Annotated in this window: 19 protein-coding genes; 10 read left to right on the top strand and 9 right to left on the bottom strand. The window is 71.9% G+C overall.

Features of this window, described 5'->3' with window-relative positions:
- Positions 1–150: 150 nt before the first annotated feature.
- Positions 151–1137 (top strand): helix-turn-helix transcriptional regulator, encoded by a 987-nt coding sequence (locus OG430_RS45850; protein ID WP_327358639.1) that lies wholly within the window; start codon positions 151–153, stop codon positions 1135–1137.
- Positions 1138–1253: 116 nt separating this feature from the next.
- Here the strand turns inward: OG430_RS45850 and OG430_RS45845 are convergent, their stop codons facing one another.
- Entirely contained in the window at positions 1254–1751 is a 498-nt protein-coding gene (locus OG430_RS45845) for a peptidylprolyl isomerase (protein WP_327358638.1), read from the bottom strand.
- Between the two features lie 212 nt (positions 1752–1963).
- On the opposite strand from OG430_RS45845, the gene OG430_RS45840 reads away from it, so the two are divergent.
- The 3 genes from OG430_RS45840 to OG430_RS45830 are packed head-to-tail and all read left to right on the top strand — an operon-like array spanning position 1964 to position 5211.
- Positions 1964–2920 carry a metallophosphoesterase family protein gene (locus OG430_RS45840; RefSeq protein ID WP_327358637.1) on the top strand — a complete coding sequence of 319 codons (957 nt, stop codon included), beginning with the start codon at positions 1964–1966 and terminating at the stop codon, positions 2918–2920.
- A gap of 9 nt (positions 2921–2929) precedes the next feature.
- Positions 2930–4213 (top strand): MFS transporter, encoded by a 1284-nt coding sequence (locus tag OG430_RS45835; protein WP_327358636.1) that lies wholly within the window; start codon positions 2930–2932, stop codon positions 4211–4213.
- Positions 4210–5211: a hypothetical protein gene (locus OG430_RS45830; RefSeq protein ID WP_327358635.1), complete on the top strand. Its 1002-nt coding sequence runs from the start codon at positions 4210–4212 to the stop codon at positions 5209–5211. Before OG430_RS45835 ends, OG430_RS45830 begins: the two co-directional genes overlap by 4 nt.
- A 67-nt stretch (positions 5212–5278) precedes the next feature.
- Here OG430_RS45830 and OG430_RS45825 read toward each other — a convergent pair whose 3' ends face one another.
- A complete protein-coding gene (locus OG430_RS45825; protein WP_327358634.1) occupies positions 5279–6001 on the bottom strand; it encodes an SDR family oxidoreductase in 723 nt (240 codons plus the stop codon).
- Between the two features lie 170 nt (positions 6002–6171).
- Here OG430_RS45825 and OG430_RS45820 point away from each other — a divergent pair, with 170 nt between their 5' ends.
- The 3 genes from OG430_RS45820 (at position 6172) to OG430_RS45810 (ending at position 9535) form a co-directional block, all read left to right on the top strand.
- On the top strand, positions 6172–7041 hold the full coding sequence (locus tag OG430_RS45820) for a helix-turn-helix domain-containing protein (protein WP_327358633.1): 870 nt from the start codon (positions 6172–6174) through the stop codon (positions 7039–7041).
- A gap of 62 nt (positions 7042–7103) precedes the next feature.
- A complete protein-coding gene (locus OG430_RS45815; protein ID WP_327358632.1) occupies positions 7104–8660 on the top strand; it encodes an MFS transporter in 1557 nt (518 codons plus the stop codon).
- An 80-nt stretch (positions 8661–8740) separates the two neighbouring features.
- Complete coding sequence (locus tag OG430_RS45810) at positions 8741–9535, top strand: VOC family protein (protein ID WP_327358631.1); 795 nt, start codon at positions 8741–8743, stop codon at positions 9533–9535.
- Positions 9536–9554: 19 nt separating this feature from the next.
- Here OG430_RS45810 and OG430_RS45805 read toward each other — a convergent pair whose 3' ends face one another.
- From OG430_RS45805 to OG430_RS45775, 7 genes are all read right to left on the bottom strand, one after another.
- Positions 9555–10928 carry a CAP domain-containing protein gene (locus OG430_RS45805; protein WP_327358630.1) on the bottom strand — a complete coding sequence of 458 codons (1374 nt, stop codon included), beginning with the start codon at positions 10926–10928 and terminating at the stop codon, positions 9555–9557.
- Between the two features lie 105 nt (positions 10929–11033).
- Complete coding sequence (gene hemC, locus OG430_RS45800; protein ID WP_327358629.1) at positions 11034–11966, bottom strand: hydroxymethylbilane synthase; 933 nt, start codon at positions 11964–11966, stop codon at positions 11034–11036.
- 101 nt (positions 11967–12067) lie between these two features.
- A complete protein-coding gene (locus tag OG430_RS45795) occupies positions 12068–13543 on the bottom strand; it encodes a cellulose binding domain-containing protein (protein WP_327358628.1) in 1476 nt (491 codons plus the stop codon).
- A gap of 12 nt (positions 13544–13555) precedes the next feature.
- The gene (locus OG430_RS45790; RefSeq protein WP_327358627.1) at positions 13556–15274 is read right to left on the bottom strand and encodes a beta-N-acetylhexosaminidase; all 1719 of its coding nucleotides are present in this window, start codon (positions 15272–15274) and stop codon (positions 13556–13558) included.
- Positions 15275–15309: 35 nt separating this feature from the next.
- Positions 15310–16167: a carbohydrate ABC transporter permease gene (locus OG430_RS45785; RefSeq protein ID WP_327358626.1), complete on the bottom strand. Its 858-nt coding sequence runs from the start codon at positions 16165–16167 to the stop codon at positions 15310–15312.
- A complete protein-coding gene (locus OG430_RS45780) occupies positions 16164–17162 on the bottom strand; it encodes a carbohydrate ABC transporter permease (RefSeq protein ID WP_442816671.1) in 999 nt (332 codons plus the stop codon). Before OG430_RS45780 ends, OG430_RS45785 begins: the two co-directional genes overlap by 4 nt.
- 59 nt (positions 17163–17221) lie before the next feature.
- Positions 17222–18502 carry an extracellular solute-binding protein gene (locus OG430_RS45775; protein ID WP_327358625.1) on the bottom strand — a complete coding sequence of 427 codons (1281 nt, stop codon included), beginning with the start codon at positions 18500–18502 and terminating at the stop codon, positions 17222–17224.
- 270 nt (positions 18503–18772) lie between these two features.
- On the opposite strand from OG430_RS45775, the gene OG430_RS45770 reads away from it, so the two are divergent.
- From OG430_RS45770 to OG430_RS45760, 3 genes are all read left to right on the top strand, one after another.
- Complete coding sequence (locus OG430_RS45770) at positions 18773–19654, top strand: GntR family transcriptional regulator (protein ID WP_327358624.1); 882 nt, start codon at positions 18773–18775, stop codon at positions 19652–19654.
- A gap of 81 nt (positions 19655–19735) precedes the next feature.
- Positions 19736–21367, top strand: a complete 1632-nt coding sequence (locus OG430_RS45765; protein ID WP_327358623.1) for a serine/threonine-protein kinase — start codon at positions 19736–19738, stop codon at positions 21365–21367.
- A 148-nt stretch (positions 21368–21515) separates the two neighbouring features.
- On the top strand, positions 21516–22190 hold the full coding sequence (locus tag OG430_RS45760) for a maltokinase N-terminal cap-like domain-containing protein (protein ID WP_327358622.1): 675 nt from the start codon (positions 21516–21518) through the stop codon (positions 22188–22190).
- The last annotated feature ends 8 nt before the right edge of the window (positions 22191–22198 follow it).

Below are 22198 nucleotides of genomic sequence, written 5' to 3'. Positions count from 1 at the left end.
GGGTAAGGCGGGGCAACAGCCCCTTCTGGCCTGTGTGTTCGGCCGTGTTCCTCATCCTGGAGGCCAAATAGGCCACCTTCTGGCCAGTTTTTCGCGCAAGATGTCGCGGGGCGTCGGGAAGCGGATCCCGGCCCGGGTGAAGGGGGTGCGATGAAGGCCGACCGACTGGTGGCCGCGCTGCTGTTCCTGCAGTCGCGCGGACGCGTGACCGTGGCCGAGGTGGCCGCCGAGCTGGAGGTGTCCGAGCGGACCGCGCGCCGCGATCTGGAGGCCCTCGCGACGGCCGGCATCCCCGTGTACGCGCAGCGCGGGCGCGGCGGCGGCTGGTCGCTGGTGGGCGGGGCCAGGACCGATCTCAGCGGCCTGACCCGCGCGGAGGCCCGGGCCCTGTTCCTGCTCGCGGGCCCGTCCGCCGCCACCCCCGAACTGCGTCTCGCCCTGCGGAAGTTGGTGCGGGCCCTGCCCGAACCGCTGCGGGCCGGCGCCGAGGCCGCGGCCGGCGCCACGGTCCTGGACGCGACGGACTGGTCCCGCGCCACCGTCACGGCCGACGAACCGCACCTCGACGCGCTGCAGCGTGCCGTGACGGAGGGCGTGCAGGTCCGGCTCGGGTACGCGGGGCCGGGCAGGGCCGAGCGCGAGCGGACCGTACATCCGCTGGGCCTCGCCCTCAAGGCGGGCGTCGGCTACCTCGTCGCGGGGACCGGGCGGAGCCTGCGCACGTTCCGGCTGAGCCGGGTCACGTCCGTCGCGGCGACCGGTGAACCGGTGGTCAGGCCGGACGGCTTCGACCTGGCCTCGGCCTGGCGGTCCCTCGCCGCACGGATGGAGGACCGGATGCGCCAGGCCACCGTACGGGCCCGCGCCGAGGCCGGGGCCGAGCCGGTACTGCGGCGCCTGCTCGGCGGGCGCCTGAGCGTCGTCGGGCCGGACCCCCGGGCCGACGGCTGGCTCCTGATCACCGTCGAGGGCCCGTCCCCCGAGGTGGTGGCCGCGCAGCTGGCCGGGCTCGGGGCTCGCGTGGAGATCCTGGAGCCGCCGGCGGCCCGCGATCAGCTCGCTCGGATCGGGGCGGAACTCACCGCCGCGTACGGGCCGCCACCAGTGCCCGGGGCGGGGCCGGACCCGGCAACGTAACGTACGCGCCCGGAAAACGGCTGAGCGCGCCGAGCCAGGATTCACTCCCGGCCGACGCGCTCACCAGCGTTCAGACGAGGGGGATCACAGCCGGGGCCGGATCCACCTGGCGGCGTTTAGAGAACGCCGGAGCCCGAGATCGCGATCTTGGCGGAGGTACGGCCGCTCTGGCTGCCGTAGCCCTCGATCTTCGTGACGAGGGCCATGCTCTCCTCGTCGGCGACCTCGCCGAACACGACGTGCTTGCCGTCGAGCCAGCCGGTCACGATGGTGGTGATGAAGAACTGCGAGCCGTTGGTGTTCGGGCCCGCGTTGGCCATCGAGAGCAGGCCGGGCTTGGTGTGCTTGAGCTGGAAGTTCTCGTCGGCGAACTTCTCGCCGTAGATGCTCTTGCCGCCGGTGCCGTCGCCCCGGGTGAAGTCGCCGCCCTGCAGCATGAAGCCGGGGATCACACGGTGGAAGGGCGCACCCTCGTAGCCGAAGCCCTTCTCGCCCGTGCACAGCGCGCGGAAGTTCTCGACCGTCTTGGGGACGACGTCGTCGTACAGGTTGAACGTGATGCGGCCCGCGGGGGCGTCGTTGATCGCGATGTCGAAGTAAGCCTTGATCGTCATAGCCTCCATCCTGACATGAGCCGGAGTGCGCTCCACACCTACACCTCGCATTCCCGTCTCTTTCCACCGGAGCATTCCGCCCCTTCCCCCCGAATCAACTTGGTAGGAAAGTTTCCTAACAGTAAATGCCCAGAAGTTCTTGACGCGTACATGCAGCACCGTCAGGATGCCTCGGGAACGGCTCCCCCACGCCGAACTCCTAGGAGACGGACATGCCGCGCACCCCCCACACCTCGAAGCGTTCCCACGTGCGCAACCCACGTGTCGGGATCCCGGCCGCCCTCGGCGCGGCGCTCGCCGTCGTCGGCGGGGTGCTCATCTGGTCGCCCGCGGGGCAGGCCGGCGCCGCCCCGACCCCCCGGGCCGAGGCGGGCTTCACGGCGGTCGCCGCCGGGGACATCGCCGAGCGGTGCACCAAGAGCAGCAGCAGCTGCGAGCACCCGAAGACCGCGGCCCTGGTCGGTCAGATCAACCCGTCCTTCGTCCTGACCATGGGCGACAACCAGTACGACGACGCGCGCCTCGCGGATTTCAAGAAGTACTACGACACCACCTGGGGCGCCTTCAAGGCCAAGACCCACCCCTCCCCCGGCAACCACGAGACCTACGACCCCGACGGTGCGCTCGCGGGCTACAAGTCCTACTTCGGCGACGTCGCCTACCCCGACGGCGAGCCCTACTACAGCTACGAGCAGGGCAATTGGCACTTCATCGCCCTCGACTCCAACAGCTTCGACGACGACGCACAGCTCGACTGGCTGAAGGCCGACCTCGCCGCGAACACCAAGACCTGTGTGGCCGCGTACTGGCACCACCCGCTGTTCTCGTCCGGCGAACACGGCAACGACCCGGTCAGCCGCCCCGTGTGGAAGCTGCTGTACGACGCGAAGGCCGAGCTGGTCCTCAACGGCCACGACCACCACTACGAGCGGTTCGCACCGCAGGACCCGGACGGCAACGCCGACGACAACGGCATCGTCGAACTGCTCGGCGGCATGGGCGGCGCCAATCCGTACAAGATCGAGGAAGTGCAGCCCAACAGCGAGAAGCGGATCACCGACACCTTCGGTGTGGCCAAGCTGAACTTCACCGACACGGGCTTCTCCTGGAACCTCGTCGGCACGGACGGGTCGACCGAGGACACCAGCCCGACGTACAGCTGCCACTGAGCCGACCCGATGTACTTGGCTTCCACGGACGCGGTCGCCCCGGCCGGCCAGGCCCGGCGCGGCCGCGTCGCCGGGCCCGTCCTCGCGCTGGGCGCGGTCAGCCTGATCACCGACATCTCGTCCGAGATGGTGACCGCCGTCCTGCCGCTCTACTTCGTCCTCCAACTGGGCCTGTCCCCCTTGCAGTTCGGCCTGTTCGACGGCCTGTACAACGCGGCCACCGCCCTCGTACGTCTCCTCGGCGGGCACCTCGCCGACCGGGGCGGCCGGCACAAGCTCGTCGCGGGCTGCGGCTACGCCCTGTCCGCACTGTCCCGCCCGCTGCTGCTCCTCGCGGGCACCAGCGCGGCGGGGATCGGGACGGCGCTCGCGGCGGACCGCATCGGCAAGGGCGTGCGGACCGCGCCGCGCGACGCACTGATCTCGCTCAGCAGCCCGCCGGACGAGGTGGGCCGGGCGTTCGGCGTGCATCGCGCGATGGACACGACGGGGGCGCTGCTCGGCCCGCTGCTCGCGTTCGCCCTGCTGTGGGCGACGGCGGACGCGTACGACGCGGTGTTCGTCGTGAGCTTCTGCGTGGGGCTGCTCGGCGTGCTCGTCCTCGTCGCCTTCGTGCCGGGCCGCGACGCCCTGTCGCCCGCACCAGCCGGTTCAACTCCCGCACTGCGCACGGCCTTTGACGTCCTGCGCATCCCCGCCTTCCGGCGCATCCTGCTGGCCGCGTCGCTGCTCGGCGCGGCCACGGTCGGGGACGCGTTCGTGTATCTGCTGCTGCAGCGGCGCCTCGACTTCGCGGTGAGCTGGTTCCCGTTGCTCCCGCTCGGCGCGGCCGGGGTCTATCTGCTGCTCGCGGTGCCGCTCGGCCGCCTCGCCGACCGGATCGGGCGCCGGGGCCCGTTCCTGTGCGGGCACGCCGCGCTGCTCGTCGGCTATGCGCTGCTGCTCTCTCCCGTCGGCGGACTGCCGCTCCTCGTCGGTGTGTTGCTGCTCCTCGGCATCTTCTACGCGGCCACCGACGGCGTACTGATGGCGCTGGCCACACCGGAGCTGCCGGAGCGGCGCCGGGCGGGCGGGATGGCGGTGCTGCAGACCGGGCAGGCCCTGAGCCGGCTGCTTGCCGCCGCCGGATTCGGGGCGGCCTGGACGTGGTGGGGCGTGGGCCCGGCCCTGACCTGCGCGGTGCTCGCGCTGGCGGGGGCGCTGGGCGGCGCCTGGCTACTGCTGCCCCGCACACCCCGCATGCCCCGTACTCCCCACACTCCCCGCACTTCACGCGTCGAAAGGCAGGCATGACCGCACGTCCCTTCCTCTCCTCCCTGCGGTCCCGGGTGATCGCGGTCTCCCTGGCCGCCGTCGTGCTCATGGGCGTCGCGCTCGGCTACACCCTGAAGGCCGCCCACCGCACCGAACCGGCCGCCGCAGCCTCGGAGTTCGGGCTCGACAAGGGGCACCTGTACTTCCGCAGCACGGCAGCAGGTGCGGGCCGCGTCGCCCGCAGCGACGCGGCAGGCTCCGGGCCGCGCACCACCGGCGGCCCCGCCTGCGAACGCTTCTACGCCGCGGCCCGCACCGGGCTGTGTCTGCAGCGCCGCCCCGGCATCCCGCCCAAGTCGTACGCCGTCGTCCTCGACGACCGACTCCGCGAGAAGCGACGTATCGCACTGACCGGAATCCCCAACCGGGCCCGGGTTTCGGCGTCGGGGCGGATGCTCTCCTGGACCATGTTCGCCACCGGGGACTCCTACGCCGGGTCCGCCTTCTCGACCCGCACGTCGATCCTCGACACCCGCAGCGGCTACCTCATCAAGAACATGGAGGAGATCCCCCTCACCCTGGACGGCCGCCGCTACCACGCCCCCGACGTCAACTACTGGGGTGTCACCTTCGCCCGCGGCGACAACCACTTCTATGCGACCGTCTCCACGAAGGGGAAGACCTACCTGGTCAAGGGCACGATGAACCCGTGGGCCGCGCGGACCGTACGGTCGAACGTCGAGTGCCCGTCCCTCTCCCCCGACAACACCCGGCTCGCCTTCAAGAAGCGCGTACGCGGCGGCAGTCGGGATCCCTGGCGGCTGTACGTCCTCGACCTGCGCACGATGCGCGAGCATCCCGTGGCCGAGCGGCGCAGCATCGACGACCAGGCGGCGTGGCTGGACGACGCCACCCTCGCCTATGCCGCGCCCGGCACGGACGGGCGGGCCCTCGACATCTGGACGGCCCGCGCGGACGGCAAGGGCCGGCCGGTGTTGCGGGTGCGGGGCGGGAGTTCACCCGCGGGGGTCCAGTGACCTCCGCGGGTCAGGCGTCCCGGCTCGGGTCAGGCTTCCTGGCTCGGGGCAGGCTTCCTCGCTCTGGTCAGGCTTCCTGACCTGTGGCGGCGAGGACGATCTCGCGGATGGTGACGTTCGGCGGCTGCTGGTAGGCGTACGCGATGGCCTCGGCCACCACCTGCGGGTCCAGGGCGCCGCCCGCGGACTTCTTCCAGGCCTCGTAGTCGGTCTTGATCTGCTCGTCGCTGGTGTGCGAGAGCAGCTCGGTCTCGACCGCGCCGGGCGCGATGGTCACCACACGGACGCCCGATGCGGCGACCTCTTCGCGCAGGTTCTCCGACATGGCGTGCACGGCGAACTTCGTGCCGACGTACGCGGTGTGGTTGGGGAAGGTCTTGCGGCCGGCGATCGAACTGACATTGATCACCGTGCCGGAGCCGCGGCCGAGCATCCCGGGGAGCACCGCGCGGGTCGCGTACAGGACGGCCTTGATGTTGAGGTCGATCATGCGGTCCCACTCGTCCTCGGGCTGGTCGGCGATCCGGCCCAGGAGCATCGCCCCCGCATTGTTGACCAGGGCGTCGGCCGGACCGAACCGCTCCTCGGCCTCGCGCACCGCGGCCTGGACGGCGGCGCGGTCGGTGACGTCGACCTTGCGGCACAGGGCGTCGGGGAGGCCGAGCTCCTCCAGCTTGTCCAGGCGGCGGGCGAGCAGCAGCAGCGGGTGGCCCCGGTCGGAGAGCAGGCGGGCGGTGGCCGCGCCGATGCCGGAGCTGGCGCCGGTGATGACGATCAGGGGCTTGGCCATGACGGGGACCTTTCAGGGGTGGTGCGGGAGGGACGGAATGTTTCCCGTCATCCAGGAGATCACCCCGTACGTGGGTCCGCGCGCGGGTGGCGGGGGGAGGCTTTACCGGGGGTCCGGCAGACCCCCCGTTACGCCCGGCGAGGCGGTCCGAGCAGGCCTAGCCTGGAGGAATGAGCACGTCAGCGGGGCAGGAGCCCAACCTCGAACTGCGGGACTTCCTGCGCTCGCGCCGGGCCCGGGTCGCCCCTGAGGACGTCGGCATCGGACCGCATGCCGGGCGGCGCAGGGTGCCGGGGCTGCGCCGTGAGGAGCTGGCTCAGCTGGCCGGGGTCAGCGTCGACTACTACGTACGCCTGGAGCGCGGCCGCAATCCGAACGTGTCGTCGGCCGTGCTGGACGCCGTGGCCCGGGCGCTGCGCCTGGACGCCGCCGAGCGGACCCACCTGTTCGACCTGGCGAAGCCCAAGCCGGGTCCGGCCCGGCGGCGGCCGGAGCCGCCGCAGCGGGTGCGGCCCGGCCTGTACCGGGTCCTCGACGCGCTGACCGGCACGCCCGCGATGATCCTGGGCCGCCGTCTCGACGTACTCGCCGCCAATTCCCTCGCGAAGGCGCTGTACGCGGACTTCGACGCGCTGCCGCACCGTGAGCGCAACCTCGCCCGGTTCATCTTCCTCGACCCGGCCGCCCGTGAGCTGCTGGCCGACTGGGAGCGGGCCGCTCGCGGTGCGGTCGCGGCCCTGCGGCTGTACGCGGGCCGCCATCCGCACGACCCCCGGCTGACCGAGCTGGTCGGTGAACTGGCCGTGCACGACGAGGACTTCCGCCAGTGGTGGGCCGACCACGACGTCCTGGAGTACACGCACGGCACCAAGCTCTACCGGCACCCGCTGGTCGGCGAACTGGCCCTGGAGTACGAGTCGCTCACCCTGCCCGACGACCCCGACCAGGCCCTCTACCTCTACACCGCCGAGCCCGACAGCCCGTCCGCGCACGCCCTGCAGCTGCTCGCCACCTGGTCCGCGAGGTCCGCCCCGCGCTGATCCCCGTTTCCGGCCGGTACACCGGCTGGCCGGACGGGCGCAGGGCGGGGATGATCCGGACCATGGGACAGTCCTCGCCCTCGTCGGAACCGCCAGGACCCCCGGGCGGCGCGGGCGCGCTGCGGACCGGGTCGGCCGCCGGCCGCTGGGTGCTGCTGACCACGGTGCTCGGGTCCGGGATGGCGATGCTGGACTCGACCGTCGTCAATGTGGCGCTGCGTCGCATCGGCACCGACCTCGACGCCGATCTGGCGGCCCTGCAGTGGACGGTCAACGCCTACATGCTCACGCTGGCCGGGCTGATCCTGCTCGGCGGGGCGCTGGGCGACCGGTTCGGGCGACGGCGGGTCTTCGTGGTGGGCGTGGTGTGGTTCGCGGCCGCGTCGCTGCTGTGCGGGATCGCGCCGAACGCCGGGGTCCTGGTGGCGGCCCGGGCGCTGCAGGGCGTCGGTGGTGCGCTGCTCACGCCCGGGTCGCTCGCCCTGATCCAGGCCTCGTTCCACCCGGACGAACGGGCCAGGGCGGTCGGTGTGTGGTCGGGGCTCGGCGGGGTCGCCGCGGCGGTGGGGCCGTTCCTGGGCGGCTGGCTGGTGGACGGGCCGGGCTGGCGCTGGGTGTTCCTGCTCAATGTGCCGCTGGCCGCGGTGTGCGTGCCGGTCGCGCTCAAGCACGTACCGGAGTCCAGGGATCCGGCCGCGCACGGCCGGTTCGACGTGCTCGGCGCCGCGCTCGGGGCGCTCGCCCTGGCGCTGGTGACGTACGCCCTGATCGCCGCGCCGGACCAAGGAGCCTCGGTGGTCGTGCTCGGGTCGGCGGTCGGGGGCCTGCTGTTCGCGGTGGCGTTCGTGGCCGTGGAGCGGCGGCGGGCCGATCCGATGGTGCCGCCGTCGGTGTTCGGGCAGCGGCAGTTCACCGCCGTGAACGTGGTCACGCTGTGTGTGTACGGGGCGTTCGGCGGGTTCTTCTTCCTCTCGGCGCTGCAACTCCAGGTCGTGGCGGGCTACTCGGCGCTCGGGGCCGGCACCGCCCTGCTGCCCACGACCGTGCTGATGCTGCTTCTTTCCGCGCGCGCCGGGGAGTTGGGGCAGCGGATCGGGCCACGCGTTCCACTGACCGTGGGGCCGCTGCTGTGCGCGGCGGGGATGCTGCTGATGCTGCGGGTGGGCACGGACGCCTCGTACGTGCGCGATGTGCTGCCTGCCGTGGTGGTGCTCGGCATGGGCATGGTGACGCTGGTCGCGCCGCTGACGGCGACGGTCCTGGCCTCGGTGGACACGGCGCGGGCCGGCCTTGCCAGCGGCATCAACAACGCGGCGGCCCGTGCCGCCGGTCTGATCGCGGTGGCCGCGCTGCCGCTGCTCGTCGGGATGGGGCCGGAGGCGTATCAGTCGGCCGACGAGTTCGGTGCGGCGTTCCGGCGGGCCATGCCGCTGTGTGCGGGGCTGCTCGCGCTCGGCGCGGTGATCGCCTGGCTGACGGTGCGCAAGGCGGCCCCGGAAGAGGCCCGCCCCCAGTGCCGTACGCACTGCGCGGTGGCCGCTCCGCCGCTGGAACAGGGCACGGCCGGGCTGGGCAAGGACGGACGGGGTACGGCCGGGCCGGTCGCGCCGCAGGAGTGAGGCGTTCCGGGGGCGACTGTCAGACCTGCCGCGTAGCGTGGCAAGGTCGGACATTTCTTCAATCGAGGAGGCCGCACATCATGGCCGCACATCCACAAGGCGCGCCCTGTTGGGCCGACGCCATGTTCCCCGACATCGAGGCCGCCAAGAGCTTCTACGGCGAGCTGCTCGGCTGGACCTTCGGCGAGAGCTCCCCGGAGTACGGGGGCTACACGCAGGCCTCCGTCGACGGCAAGCTCGTCGCCGCCCTCTCCCCGGTGCCGCCGGGGATGGAGGCGTCGCTCGCGTGGAACCTGTACTTCGCCTCGTCGGACATCGCGGCGACCGCCGCGAAGATCCGGGAGCACGGCGGGACGCTGATGATGGAGCCGATGGAGGTCGCCCCGTTCGGCACGATGGTCACCGCGCAGGACCCCAGCGGCGTCTACTTCAGCGTGTGGCAGCCGGACACCCACCAGGGCTTCGAGGCGCAGAACGTGCCGGGCGCGTTCTGCTGGGCCGAGGTCACCACCCGGGACGCGGCGAAGGCGGACGCGTTCTTCCCGGCCGTGTTCGGGTACGACGTGAAGCGCATCGACGACGCCTCGCTCGACTTCCACCTGTGGTCGCTGAAGAGCGGCGGCGACCCGGTCATCGGGCGGCTGCAGATGACCGACGTGTTCCCGGAGCACGTGCCGTCGTACATGAACGTGTACTTCACGGTCGCCGACTGCGACGACGCGGTCGCCACGGTGCAGAAGCTCGGCGGCAAGGTGCACATGGAGCCGATGGACACGCCGTTCGGGCGCTTCGCGGCGGTCGGGGACCCGCAGGGTGCGGCGTTCTCGGTGATCGATGTGACGCGCATGGCCGGCGAGATGCCCAAGGTGGTCTAGCGTCCGGCGAGATCGGGCCCTACCCGCCGAAGAGCTGTGTCCAGTACGTCCCCGCGCGGCCGCCGCCCGCGAAGCCGACGCCGAGGTGGGTGAAGTCGGGCTTGAGGATGTTGGCGCGGTGCCCGGGGCTGTTCATCCAGCCCTGGACGACCTCGGCGGGGGCGCGCTGGCCGCAGGCGATGTTCTCGCCGATGGCGCGGTGCGCGGAGCCCGCGGCGCGGGCCCGGTCCCAGGGCTCGCGGCCGTCGGGCGACGTGTGCGCGTAGAAGTCGCGGGCGATCATGTCGCCGCAGTGGGCCTGCGCGCCCCCGGTCAGGTGGGTGTCGGGGGCGAAGGGGCGCAGCCCGGCGCGGGTGCGTTCGGCGTTGGTGAGGGTGAGGACCTCGGTGGTCAGCGCCGTGAGGCCGGCGGCCGTGAAGGGGCGGGCCCACAGGGCGGTCCAGTAGGTGTCGCCGGTGCGGCTGTCGGTGGCGTGCGCGAGGGCCGCGTCGGTGACCGCGAGGTCGACGAGGGGACGGCGCGTACCGGCGTCGGACTGGCAGTAGTCGAGGAATTCGGCGGGGGTGCGGGGGCCGGACACCAGTTGTTCGGCGAGCAGGAGGTAGGCGTATCCGCCGGAGGTGACGCGCTGGTAGATGGATGTGCCGTCGGCGGTCTCGGCGGTGAGCCGACCGCTGCGCGCCATGGCGTCGGCGTGCGCCTGGGCGGCTGACTGCAGGCGGGCGTCCACGGATATGGCGGGACAACCCGCCCTGGCCCGAAGGGAGTTGATGAGCGCGGCCGCGCCGTCGTCCACGGCCGCCGGGGCGCGCGCGGGCAGGGCGGGTGCGGTCGCCGGCATGGCGGGGATGGTCGGGGCAAGGGCGCCGGCCGGGACAGCGGGGCCCACCGACGCTCCCTCCGCCGCTCCCTCCGTTTCCTCCTCCACGTCGACGCCGAAGTCCCTGGCGACTCCGGCCAGGCCGTCGGCGTACCCCTGGCCCAGGGCCCGCACCTTCCACGCGGAGCCCCGGCGGTAGATCTCCGCGAGCAACAGCACCGTCTCCCGCGTCGGACGGGCGGGGGTGAACCGGGCCACCGGTGTGCCGGATCCGGTGACCGTGAGCGTGGGCGTGGGGAGCCGGCCGAGCGCGGTGGCGGGGTCGGCGGGGCTGATGACCACGGTGAGCCGGGTGGCGCCCGCCCGCAGACGTCGCGGGTCGACAGTGAGCGTGTCGTTCTGGAGGCGGGCGCCCGGTGCCGTCGGCTGGTTGAAGAAGACGAAGTCCGCGTCGCCGCCGACCTTGCCGTCGTCACCGGTGACGAGCAGCGACAGGTCGAACGGCCCGGGCACGCGCAGGGTCAGGGGTCCGTCCGGCAGCGGGAGGTTGCCGCCCGCAGTCAGTTCGTGCATGCCGCGCCTCTCGCAGGGTGGTGCCGGGGGAACGTCCTTCGGGGCTGTGGGGGTTCCCGGTCGGGCGGGCGGCCCGGGGTCGGTATCGACTCGGTGCCAGAACCCTCAGTGCGGAATGCCGTCGATCAGTTCGCGTGCGCCCTGCCGCAGCAGTGCCACGGCCACGGACATGCCGAGCGTCGCGGGGTCGAGGGGGCCCGCCCACTCCTGCGCGTTGAGGACGCGCTTGCCGTCGGGCGTGAAGACGCAGGCGCGCAGGGACAGGTCACCGTTTCGGTGGGCGCGGGCGTGCCCGGCGACCGGGGAGTTGCAGTGCCCCTGCAGCACGTGCAGGAACATGCGCTCGGCGGTGGCCTCGCGCCAGGTGTCGCGGTGGCCGAGGCCGGTCACGGCGTCGATGGTGGCGGTGTCGTCCTCGCGGCATTGCAGGGCGAGGATGCCCGCGCCGATGGGCGGGCACATCACGTCGACGGGCAGCACCTCGGAGATGACGTCGGTACGGTCGATGCGCTCGAGGCCCGAGACGGCGAGCAGGAGTGCGTCCGCGTCGCCCGCGGCCAGCTTGTCCAGGCGCCGGTTGGCGTTGCCCCGCATGGGCACACACTCCAACTCCGGGTGACTTGCGGCGAGTTGGGCTACGCGACGCACGGAGGAGGTGCCGATGCGGGTGCCCGCGGGCAGCTCGTCCAGGGTGCGGCCCGCGGGGTCGATGAGGGCGTCGCGGATGTCGTCGCGCTCCAGGTACGCGGCGAACGTGGTCCCGGCGGGCAGCGGCCGGTCGGCGGGGATGTCCTTCAGGCAGTGCACGGCGAGGTCGGCGCGCCCGTCGAGGAGGGCCTGGTCGACCTCTTTGGTGAAGGCGCCCTTGCCGCCGAGCTTGGCGAGGTCGCCCATCCATTTGTCGCCGCTGGTGGTGACCGGCACGACCTCGGTGCGCAGGCCGGGGTGGTGTGCGGCGAGGGCGGCTCGGACGCGCTCCACCTGGGCCAGGGCCATGGGTGAGGAGCGGGAGACGATGCGGATCAGCTCGGCGGGCATGGGGTCACGATAGTGCGTTTCGGGTCGACTTCGACTCAAGTGGCCGTACGGTCACCGTGGTTGGGCACGGTGACCGTACGGCCCGAGCCGGCCGGCTGCCGTCAGCGGGCGGCGTCGGCCGGTGCCGCTGCGGCGGACTTGGCCGTCGCGGCCGCCGGCACGGTGTCCTCGAAGGCGGTGCCCGCCGCGCGGTAGGCGTCGACCTTCGTCTTGACCTGGGCGGGGGTCAGGACCTGGTCCTTGACGTGCAGCACGTAGTCGACCTGCTGGTCGTAGGCCCGCGCCTCGGTGCCGGTCTGGCCTGCCAGGTCGATCAGCCACTGGTTGAAGTAGATGCCCATCGGCCGCTCGGGCAGGTACTTGGCGTCATGGGTGCCGAACAGCTGCCCGTCGATGTAGTACTTGATGCTGCTCGCGTCGATGGTGAACACCACGTCGTGCCAGCCCGCGAAGCTGGTGCGGGACTCGGTGTGCTGGTTGACGGCCTCCCAGGGGTCGGGCCGGTAGGTCTCCCAGGACGTGGTGTAGAGGATGTTGGCCGGCTCGCCCCATCCGCCGTTGGGCAGATACTCGAAGTCGTACTCCGAGTAGTCGTCGGCCATGGGCGCCTTGAGGTCGTTGAGGGCGAAGAACGTCTGCACCAGGTGGTCGCCGTCCGGGCCCGACTTGGGCGCGTCGGCGAACTTCACCCGGGCCGCGTACGTACCGTCCTTGAACTTCATGGACTTGGTGAGGAGTTCGGACTGCTCGGTGGAGGCGCCGGTGCCGGCGGTGGAGGTCTCCAGGTTCATCAGCGAGTTGCCGTTCACCGTGGAGAAGGTGATGTTGTCCGGCGCCCAGGTGGCGCCCGGCACCCCGGGACCGCCCGAATTGGCGCGTACGGTCCAGCCGTTGGCGGCGATCTTCGGATCGTTGTGCCCGGTGTAGTTGAAGTCGTCGAAGAGCGTCGCCCCGTCGGCGGGCGGATCGGTCGGCGGGTCGGTGGGCGGGTCCGTCGGGTCGTTGCCCTCGGGGGCGGTGCCCCACACGATGCTCCCGCCGGTCTGCGCCGTGATCTTCGTCCAGTTCCCGTACGCGGCTTGCGTGGCGCCGAACGAGTAGTCGTCGCTCTGCTTCAGCGGCTGCCAGTCGGCGCGGTGGAAGCGCAGCTGCATGTCGCCCGTGTCTGCGCCGGCAGCGAGGGAGCCCGCGCCGGAGGTGAAGCCGATCTCCAGATAGCGGTCGGCGGTGGCGGTGGGCTTGGCGAGGGTGCCGAAGGTGCCGGTGATGTTGCCGCAGCCCTTGACCGCCCAGGAGCAGGCGAAGCGGTAGTCGGTGCTCGCGGAGTCGGCCTTGAAGTAGTAGCGGAGCTTGACGTCGCTCAACTGCACGGCGGCGGCACCGCTGTTGGTGACCTTGAGCCAGGGTTCGGCCTGGTCGGCGGTGGCTCCGGCCGCGCCGGTGCGGTACTGGACGGTCAGGCCGTCCGCCGCCGCGTTGGCGGTGGCGGGCAGTGCGGCGAGTCCCGCGCAGCCGAGGGCCACGACGACTCCCGCGGCCGCGGCGGTGCGTATCCGGTGTCTCACGGGCTTTTCCATGGGGGTGTCCTCTCAGGAACGGTGTGGGGCGGATGTTCCCTGCGGTCGTGCTGCCGCGGCGGTGCGGGGCCGCGGGGCAGAGCCTGTTGCCGAACCCCCGTCGTCCGCCCGAAGGGCGGGTGCGGCGGCGGTCGGTGCGAGGGTGCGTGCCGGGCGTCGGGGCACAGGCGGGGGTTCAGCAACAGGCTCTGGGGGGCGGTGGTTGACGCCGAGCGCGTCGAGGCGCCCGGTGTGCTGGGCGAGGCGGGGCAGGAAGTCGGTGTCGAAGTCGCCGCCGCCACTCCAGGCCCGGTCTGCCAGGGCGCACAGCCGGGGGAAGGCGAGGTATTCGATGTGGGCCGGGGTGGACACGAACTCGGTCCACAACTGGGCCTGAGTACCGATGACTTGACGCGCTTCCGTCGGCTCCCAGTCATCGGAGGCCGCTTCGAGGGCATACACCGCGCGCAGGTCGACGACGGGACCGGGCTGGGCCGGCGGCTCACCGGCGGTGGCCGACTGGGCGTAGTCGAGGTACGCGGACAGGTGGTCGGCGCGGACCACCTGATGGCCGCGGCGGGCGGCGCGCAGGGCGTGGGCGGGGTCGCGCCAGGTCATCACGGTGAAGTCCAGGGGCAGTTCGCCGCCGCTCTCGGCCCAGCCGGTGGGCCGGCGCCCGTGTTCGACGAGGAAGTCGCCGATCTGGCCGAGGAACCAGCCGGGCAGCGCCTCGGGACCGGTGAGGCCAAGGGCCGCGATCCGCTCCCGGGCCGCCGCGCTCGCGGCCCATTCGACGGTCGGGCACTCCTCTCCCCCGACATGGATGTGCGGGGACGGGAAGACCTCCATGACCTCGCCCAGGACGGTGCGGCAGAAGTCGAGGACCGCGTCGTGCACGCCGAAGACGTTCTCGCACACGCCCCAGTCGGTCCACACGTCGAGCTGCCGCTCGGGGTGGTTGCCCAGGTGCGGGTAGGCGGCGAGCGCGGCCCGCGCATGGCCCGGCATCTCGATCTCGGGGACGACGGTGACGCCCCGCTCGGCGGCGTACGCCACCAGGCCGGTCAGTTCCGCGCGGGTGTAACTGCCGCCGTGCGGAGTGCGGTCGTATGTCGTGCTGCCGGCGGGCCCGACCATCGAGCGGGCACGCTTCGAGCCGACCTCGGTGAGCCGGGGGTAGGCGGCGACCGGCATGCGCCAGCCCTGGTCGTCGGTGAGGTGCAGGTGCAGGACGTTCAGCTTGTGCAGGGCGAGGAGGTCGACGTACCGGCGCAGGAACGAGACCGGCTGGAAGTGCCGGGCCACATCGAGCATCGCCCCGCGCCAGGCCTGTGCCGGCACATCGGTGATCTCGACGCAGGGCAGCTCCCAGCCGGCCTTGGGCTGCGGTGCGTCCAACAGGGCCTCGGTGGGCAGGAGTTGGCGGATCGTCTGGACGCCGCGCAGCAGTCCGGCCGGGGCCGCGGCGCGCAGGAGCAGGGCGTGCGGGCCGATGGTGAGGCCGTACCCCTCCTCGCCGAGCCCGCCGAGCTGCGGGTCGAGGGCGAGGACGAGCTGCCCGGCCGGGGACGGCGCGAGCGGCAGCCCGGTGGCCGGGGCGAGCAGGGTGCGCAGCAGGTCGGCGGCTCCTTCGGCGCCGGGTGTGGCGCGCAGGGTGGTGGCGGCATCCAGGGTGAGGCGGCCGGGCCGGGAGTTGACATTGGTGGGGCGGGGCAGGAGGTGGTGTTCGGGGCGGGGGACGGGCGTACGCATGAAAGGCCTCCGGTACGGGGGCGAAACGGTGGGGGTCAGCCCTTGACGGCGCCGGCCGCGAAGCCGGAGGTGACGTGCCGTTGCAGCAGCAGGAAGATCGCGAGGGCGGGCAGGGCGAAGAGCGAGGAGGCGGCCATGGTGGCGCCCCAGTCGGTGCCGAAGGTGTTGTGGAACGAGGAGAGCCAGACCGGGAGCGTGCGGCTGTCCTGCTGCTTGATGATCAGGAAGTTGGCGTACGCGAACTCGTTCCAGGCCGTGATGTAGCCGAACAGCGAGGTCGCCATCAGCCCCGGCGCGAGCAGCGGGAACGCCACCTTGCGGAACGCGCCGAGCCGGGTGCAGCCGTCGACCTGGGCGGACTCCTCCAGCTCGGGCGGGATGGTGGCGAGGAAGCCGCGCAGCACGATCACCGAGAACGGCAGCGTGACCATGAAGTAGACCAGGGTCAGGGTGGGCAGCCGGTCCAGCATGTCGGTGTCCCGGGAGATGATGTAGATCGGGATGATCAGGGACTCCCAGGGCGCCATCTGAGCGATGAACACCATCAGCATGAACTGCCGCCGCCCGCGCCAGCGAAGCCGCGCCACCGCGAAGGCGGCGCCGAGGCCGACGAGCAGGGCGAGGAGCACCGAACTCGCGGTGACCAGGATGCTGTTGCGCCAGAACAGTCCGAATCCGTCGGCGTCGACGGCCCGCCGGAAGTGGTCAAGTGTCCAGTTGAAGGGCACCAGTCGAGGGTTCTCCGACTGGATGTCCCGGGTCGGCTTGAAGGCCGTCGAGATCATCCAGTAGACGGGGAAGAGGCAGATCAGGACGGTCGCGGTGGCGGCCGTGTACAGCGGGATGCGGTGGACCAGGGGACGCTTGACCGCGCGCCCGGGGGAACGGCTCACAGCTCGGCCTCCTGCCGGAACATCTGGCGGAGGTAGGCCACCAGGACCACGGACATCAGCACCACCGTGATCATCGAGGCCGCGGACCCGAGGTCGTACTTCTGACTGGCGAGCGCGGTCTGGACGGCGTACACGGGAAGGATGGTGGTGGCGTCGCCCGGGCCGCCGCGGGTCATCACCCAGATCTGCACGAAGGCCTTGAACGTCCAGATCACCTCGAGCGACACGATCAGCATGAAGATCGGCCGGACGATCGGGAAGGTGACGGAGCGGAAGATCCGCGCGGCGCCCGCACCGTCCAGGCGCGCCGACTCGTACAGCTCGGCGGGCACGGTGGTGAGCGCCGAGTAGAGCGTGATCGCCGCGAACGGCACGGACTGCCACACGATCAGCAGGACGAGGATGGCGAAGGCCGCCGTGCCGTTCGCGAACCACGGGTAGCGCTCGAACGACTCGAAACCGAGGCCGGTCAGCGCCCAGTTGACCACCCCGAACTCGGAGTGGAACAGCCACTGGAAGACGGTGGTCGCCGCGACGACCGGCATCGCCCAGGCGAGGACCAGGGCGCTGAGGACAACCGTCCGGCCGACCCGGCGCAGTCGCTCGGTCATCAGGGCCACCAGCGTGGAGATCACCATGATCAGCACGACGTTGATCGCCATGAAGAGGAAGGTGCGCGCCACCACCTCCCAGAAGCGGGGGTCGGTGAGCAGCGTCCGGTAGTTGCGCAGCCCCACGAACTCTGCGTCACCCAGGATGAGTTGGCGGAGCTTGAAGTCCTGGAACGAGATGAGCAGGGCGCGCAGGAGGGGGTAGAGCAGGAGGTACGCGGTGCCGAGCACGGCGGGCGCGATGAGGAGGTACGGCCAGGGGTCGCGCCGGGGGCGGCCGGGCGGTGCGGCGCCGCGGCGAAGTGGGCGCCGCTGGGGCCGGGGTGTGCGGGGCGTGGGGGTGACGCCCGCAGCGGTGGCATGGGTGACCTTGGATGTCGTCACGGGCGTCCTCCTCTCCACGGTGCCGGACTCGGTGGCTGCCGACATGTCGGGGGTCGCGGTCATGAACTGCTGTTCATCGCCCGGGTGATGGCCTCGGACGCCTTCGCCGCCTCCTTGGCCGGGTCGCCTCCGGTGAGCACGGCGGTCATGTAGTCCTTGATCGGGTTCTCGGCCTCGACGGCGGCCCAGCCGGGCGTGTTGGGCGTGGCGTGGCCGTTCCCGCTCGCGCCGACCGCCATGGCCGCGGCACCCGGGTCCTTGGCGAGGGCGCCGGTCAGGGTGGTCTTGTTGGGGACGTAGCTCATGGTCACGGCGAGCTTCTTCTGCCAGGTGTCGCCGGTGAGTTCCTTGATGAAGGTGTACGCGGCCTCCGGTTTGGCCGAGGCGGCCGGGACGATCAGGTCGGAGCCGCCGGTGAAGACGGCGCCCGGGGTGGCCGCGGTCTTGCCGGGGATGGGGAAGAAGCCGAGCTTGCCCTTGAGTTCGGGGTTGGCCTCGGCGATGACGTTGGCGCCGCCCGGGGTCGAGATGACCTGGGCGACCTTGCCCTTGGCCATCACGTCGGACTGCGGCGGGGCGGCCTCGTCGGAGTCCTTGGGGCCCTTGCCGAGGGCCTGCAGCTGCTCGTAGAACTCCATGCCGCGCAGCGCCTCGGGGCTGTCGAGTGCGCCCTTCCACTTGCCGCCGGACCCGGTGGCGAGGTCGCCGCCCTCGTCCCAGACGAACCCGGCCAGGGCGTACCACATCTTCCCCGGCAGATAGATGCCTTGCGTGTCGCCCTTGTTGAGCTTCTTCGTCGCCGCGATCCACTGGTCACGCGTCTTGATGGCACTCGCCTCGACACCGGCCGCCTTGAACAGGTCGGTGCGGTAGATGACGACGCGGTTGGCCGCGTAGTACGGGATGCCGTACTGCTTGCCCTCGTACGCGCCCGGCTCCGCCAGGCCCTTGAGCCAGTCCTTGCCGCCGAGGTCGTCGACCTTGTCGCTGAGGTCGAGGACGCCGCCGCTGCTCGCGTACTGGGCGACCTGGGTGTTGCCGACCTCGATGACGTCGGGTGCGTCATTGCTGGCCAGGGCGGCGGTGACCTTCTCGCCGATGCCGTCCCACTCCTGGATCTGCACCTTGGCGCGGATGTCGGGGTGGGCGGCCTCGAAGGCCTTGACGAAGTCCTTCTGGAAGGCGGCGGAGACGCTGTCGCGCATCAGCCAGACGTCGATGGTGGTCTTCCCGCCACCGACGCCGTCGGACGGGTCGGGGGAACTGCAGGCGCCGAGCCCGGCCCCGAGGCCGGCGGTCAGCGCGAGCGCGGATGCGCCGGCGAGCAAGCGGAACTTCACGGTTCACCTCTGCGGTATGGGAGGGACGGGAGAGCCCCACCACTTGACCAGTGACCTCAACTGGACAGTTGACCTGTTGATGGTGGAAGAAAGTGGCATAGACCAATGAGGTCGTCAAGTCCCCTTGCGTACAAGGGATTTCCGCACCCCAAGGACCTGCACCCGTGCCCCGCACCAGATTCCGTCCACTAAAGCCCCCTTGACCAGCGGGCCAGTCACGCCCCGCATGGCAAACTGGTCAGCACGCGAGTCGGGAGGGGAACCCAGCACATGGACACATCGGAACGGGGAGCGGAACCGGGAGCGGGAAGGGGACCGGGAGCGGAACCGGGAGCGGTGCTCAAGCGCGAGCGGGTGCGCGACGTCATCCTGGAGCTCATCGAGTCACGCGGCGCCGGCGATGCCATCCCCTCCGAGCGCAGCCTGTGCGCCGAACTCGGCGTGTCCCGGCCGACGTTGCGCGCGGCGGTGGACGAACTCGTCACCGCGGGGCTTCTCGTACGCGAACACGGGCGCGGCATGTTCGTCGCGCCGGCCAAGATCACCCAGGAGCTGGTCGGGGACCGGCAGGCGATGAGCCTGCCACAGGCCACGGGCGCCTGGTCGAGCCGGATCCTGGAGTTCACCACGGTCCCGGCGGGCGCCCGCGTGGGGCGCAAGCTGCGGCTCTCCCCCGCGGCCGAGATCGTCTACGTCGCCCGCCTGCGCCTCGTCGACGGTGCGCCCATGGCCATCGAGCATCTGCACATCCCGGCCGCCCTGGTGCCGGGCCTGAGCGCGCAGGAGCTGGAGAGCGGCGACCTGTACGACCATTTGCGGGAGCATCACGCGGTGCGGGTGCGCGAGGCGGTGCAGGCCATCGAGCCGACCGTCGTCACCCGGGCCGAGGCCGACCTGCTCGACGTGCCCGAGCTCTCCCCCGCCCTGCTCTTCGAGCGCCTGACCACCGACACCGACGGCCGCCCCGTGGAGTACGTCCACTCCCTCTATCGCGGCGACCGCTACCGCATCGTCTCCCGCCTCACCCTCGACCCCGCCCCGGCCGTGCCCGCACCCCGCGACGGGCACCACCCGGGCATCCCGCCGGGGGACTTCGCGGACGGGGACGCGATCCGGTCGTCGACGGTGGGGGACGTACAGACGAACCGCTGAGACCCCTGCCCTGTGCGGTCTGCGCCGCTCGTGCGTCTGCCGGACCGTGCCCCACGCGGGAGGCCTGTGCATGATGGTGCCATGGCGGAGAGCGGGGGCACTGTGCGAGTGGTGGCCGGTCGGTACCGGATCGGCGAGCGCATCGGCGAGGGGGGCATGGGGACGGTGTGGGCCGCCGTCGACGAGGTGGTCAGACGCCCGGTCGCGGTGAAGGAGCCGCGGCTGCCGGAGGGGCTCGGCCCGGACGAGCGGGCGGCCGCCTACGAGCGGATCGTGCGCGAGGCTCGGGCGGCGGGGCGGATCCAGCACCCTTCGGTCGTCACGGTCCACGATGTGGTGGAGCAGGACGGACGCCCGTACATCGTGATGGAGCTGGTGGCGGGCCAGTCCCTCGAAACGGCCCTGGAGCAGGGCACGTTGGGGCCGCGTGAGGCGGCCCGGGTGGGTCTCGCGGTCGTACGAGCACTGCGCGCCGCCCACTCGGCGGGGGTGCTGCACCGGGACGTGAAGCCCGCGAACGTGCTGCTCGGGGCGGACGGACAGCGGGTCGTCCTGACGGACTTCGGGATCGCGTACGCGGAGGGCGACGGGCGCCTCACGGAGCCGGGGGGCTTCGTCGGCTCGCCGGAGTACGTGGCACCCGAGCGGGCACTGGGGCGCAGCCCGGGGGCGGCGGCAGACCTGTGGTCGGTGGGAGTGCTGCTGTACCGGGCGCTGGAGGGGGTGTCGCCGTTCCGCCGGGACAGCCAGGCCACGACCGTGCAGGCGGTGCTGCACGCCGAACCCGGACGCCCGCTGCACGCAGGGCCGTTGGAGCCACTGGTGATGCGGCTGCTGGCGAAGGACCCGGACGCGCGACCGGAGGCGGGTGAGGTCGAGGAGGCGTTGCAGGAGGCGTCGGCGTCGGCCGTTTCTCCGTCGGCGGCATCCACCGGGACCGTACGCCTCCGTGCGGACCCGTCTTCGACGACCTCGGTCACCCGCGGGAAGCGGCGCTTCCTGAGCAGCGGCGCGGCGATGGCGGCCGGTGGCGCCGCGACGGCGATCGTCGTGGCCGCGGTCACCCTGCTCCTGGTCCAGCCCTGGGACGGGGCGAAGAGCGCGGAGGGCGCGGAGGACGACGGCAAGGGGACGACGACTTCGGCGCCCGCGTCCCCTGGCCCCTCGCCATCCGAAACCCCCTCGGCATCCGAAACCCCCTCCCCGTCGGCCTCCGCATCCCCTTCGGCACCTGCCACTCCCCCGCCCTCCGGCTGGCGCCGGGTCACCGAGAAGCAGCTGACCGTCGCGCTTGCCGTGCCCAAGGGCTGGCAGGTCCACGAGCGGGACCGCATCAAGACCAACTGGCATTCACCGGACGACAAGTTCACGCTCGGCGTGAAGCGCGACAACGCCTACGGCCCGACCGCGGCCGAGGCGGCGAAGGGCCAGCTCGCCTGGTACCGCAAGACCGCCGAGTCGTCGATGGCGGGCATCACGACCCGGACCCACCGCACCCGGCAGGGCGACCGCGACGCCGTATGGCTGGAGATCGACTACCACTGGAACGGCCAGTCGGGGCCCCGCAAACGCCTGGAACTCTTCGTGCCCGGCACGGGCGGCCGCGTCTACCAGCTGCACGTCGACAACGCCGCGACGCCCGCGGCGCTCGCCGAGCAGCGCGAGTACTTCGATGCCGCGAGGGCCCAACTCCGTACGGATGTCGGCCTTTAGGGCTGCTGGATCGGCCGGCTCCATCAGGACTGCTGGTTCAGCCGGCTCGGGTGGATCGGCCGGATCGCCCGGATCTGCGGCTGGGTACACGTCGCCGGCCCGGGGGCGGCTCGGGCGGCGCGGACCGGCATGGGTAAGTTGCCGAGCCATGGCTGTCATTCACCACACCACCATGACCCCCACCAAGCTCGAACTGCTCACGTCCTGGCTTCCCACACGGCCCTGGTACGTAGACACCGGGAGCACACCGCAGCTGGCCAAGGCCGGCGGGTTCCGGCTCGACGACCCGGAGGGCGTGGTGGGCCTCGAGTTCATGGTGGTCACGGACAGCTCCGGCGAACGACCGGTCGCGTACCACGTGCCGATGAGCTACCGCGGGGCGCCGCTCGACGGGGCCGACGAATGCCTCATCGGCACCTCCGAGCACGGGGTGCTCGGGAAGCGGTGGCTGTACGACGGAACGCACGACCCGGTGCTCGTCGGGCAGTTGCTCGACCTCCTTCAGGGGCGCACCGTGGCGCAGGCGCAGAGCGTGAACGACACCCCGGACCCTTCCGTCGCCCACCACTTCACCGGGGCCGCACTCCCGCCCGGGACCGTAGCGAGCGCCGTGTCCGACAGCGAGCACGGCTCCACGATCACGCTCGACGTCGCGGCGGGCGGCGCACCGACACTCCAAGTGGCGCGCTTCCTCGGCCGCGAGGGAGATGTCGCCGACAGCTCCGGGACCGAGGCGCGGGGCCATGTCGCGGCCGGCTGGCGGCGGCCGGACGGCGGCGAGGCGCGTGCGCCCTTCTTCGTCCTGCGGGACACGGCTCGCTGAGACGGCGG

Origin of the sequence: Streptomyces sp. NBC_01304 (genome assembly GCF_035975855.1) — a bacterium.
GTDB lineage: Bacteria > Actinomycetota > Actinomycetes > Streptomycetales > Streptomycetaceae > Streptomyces.
This window is presented reverse-complemented; position numbering and strand designations above follow the sequence as displayed.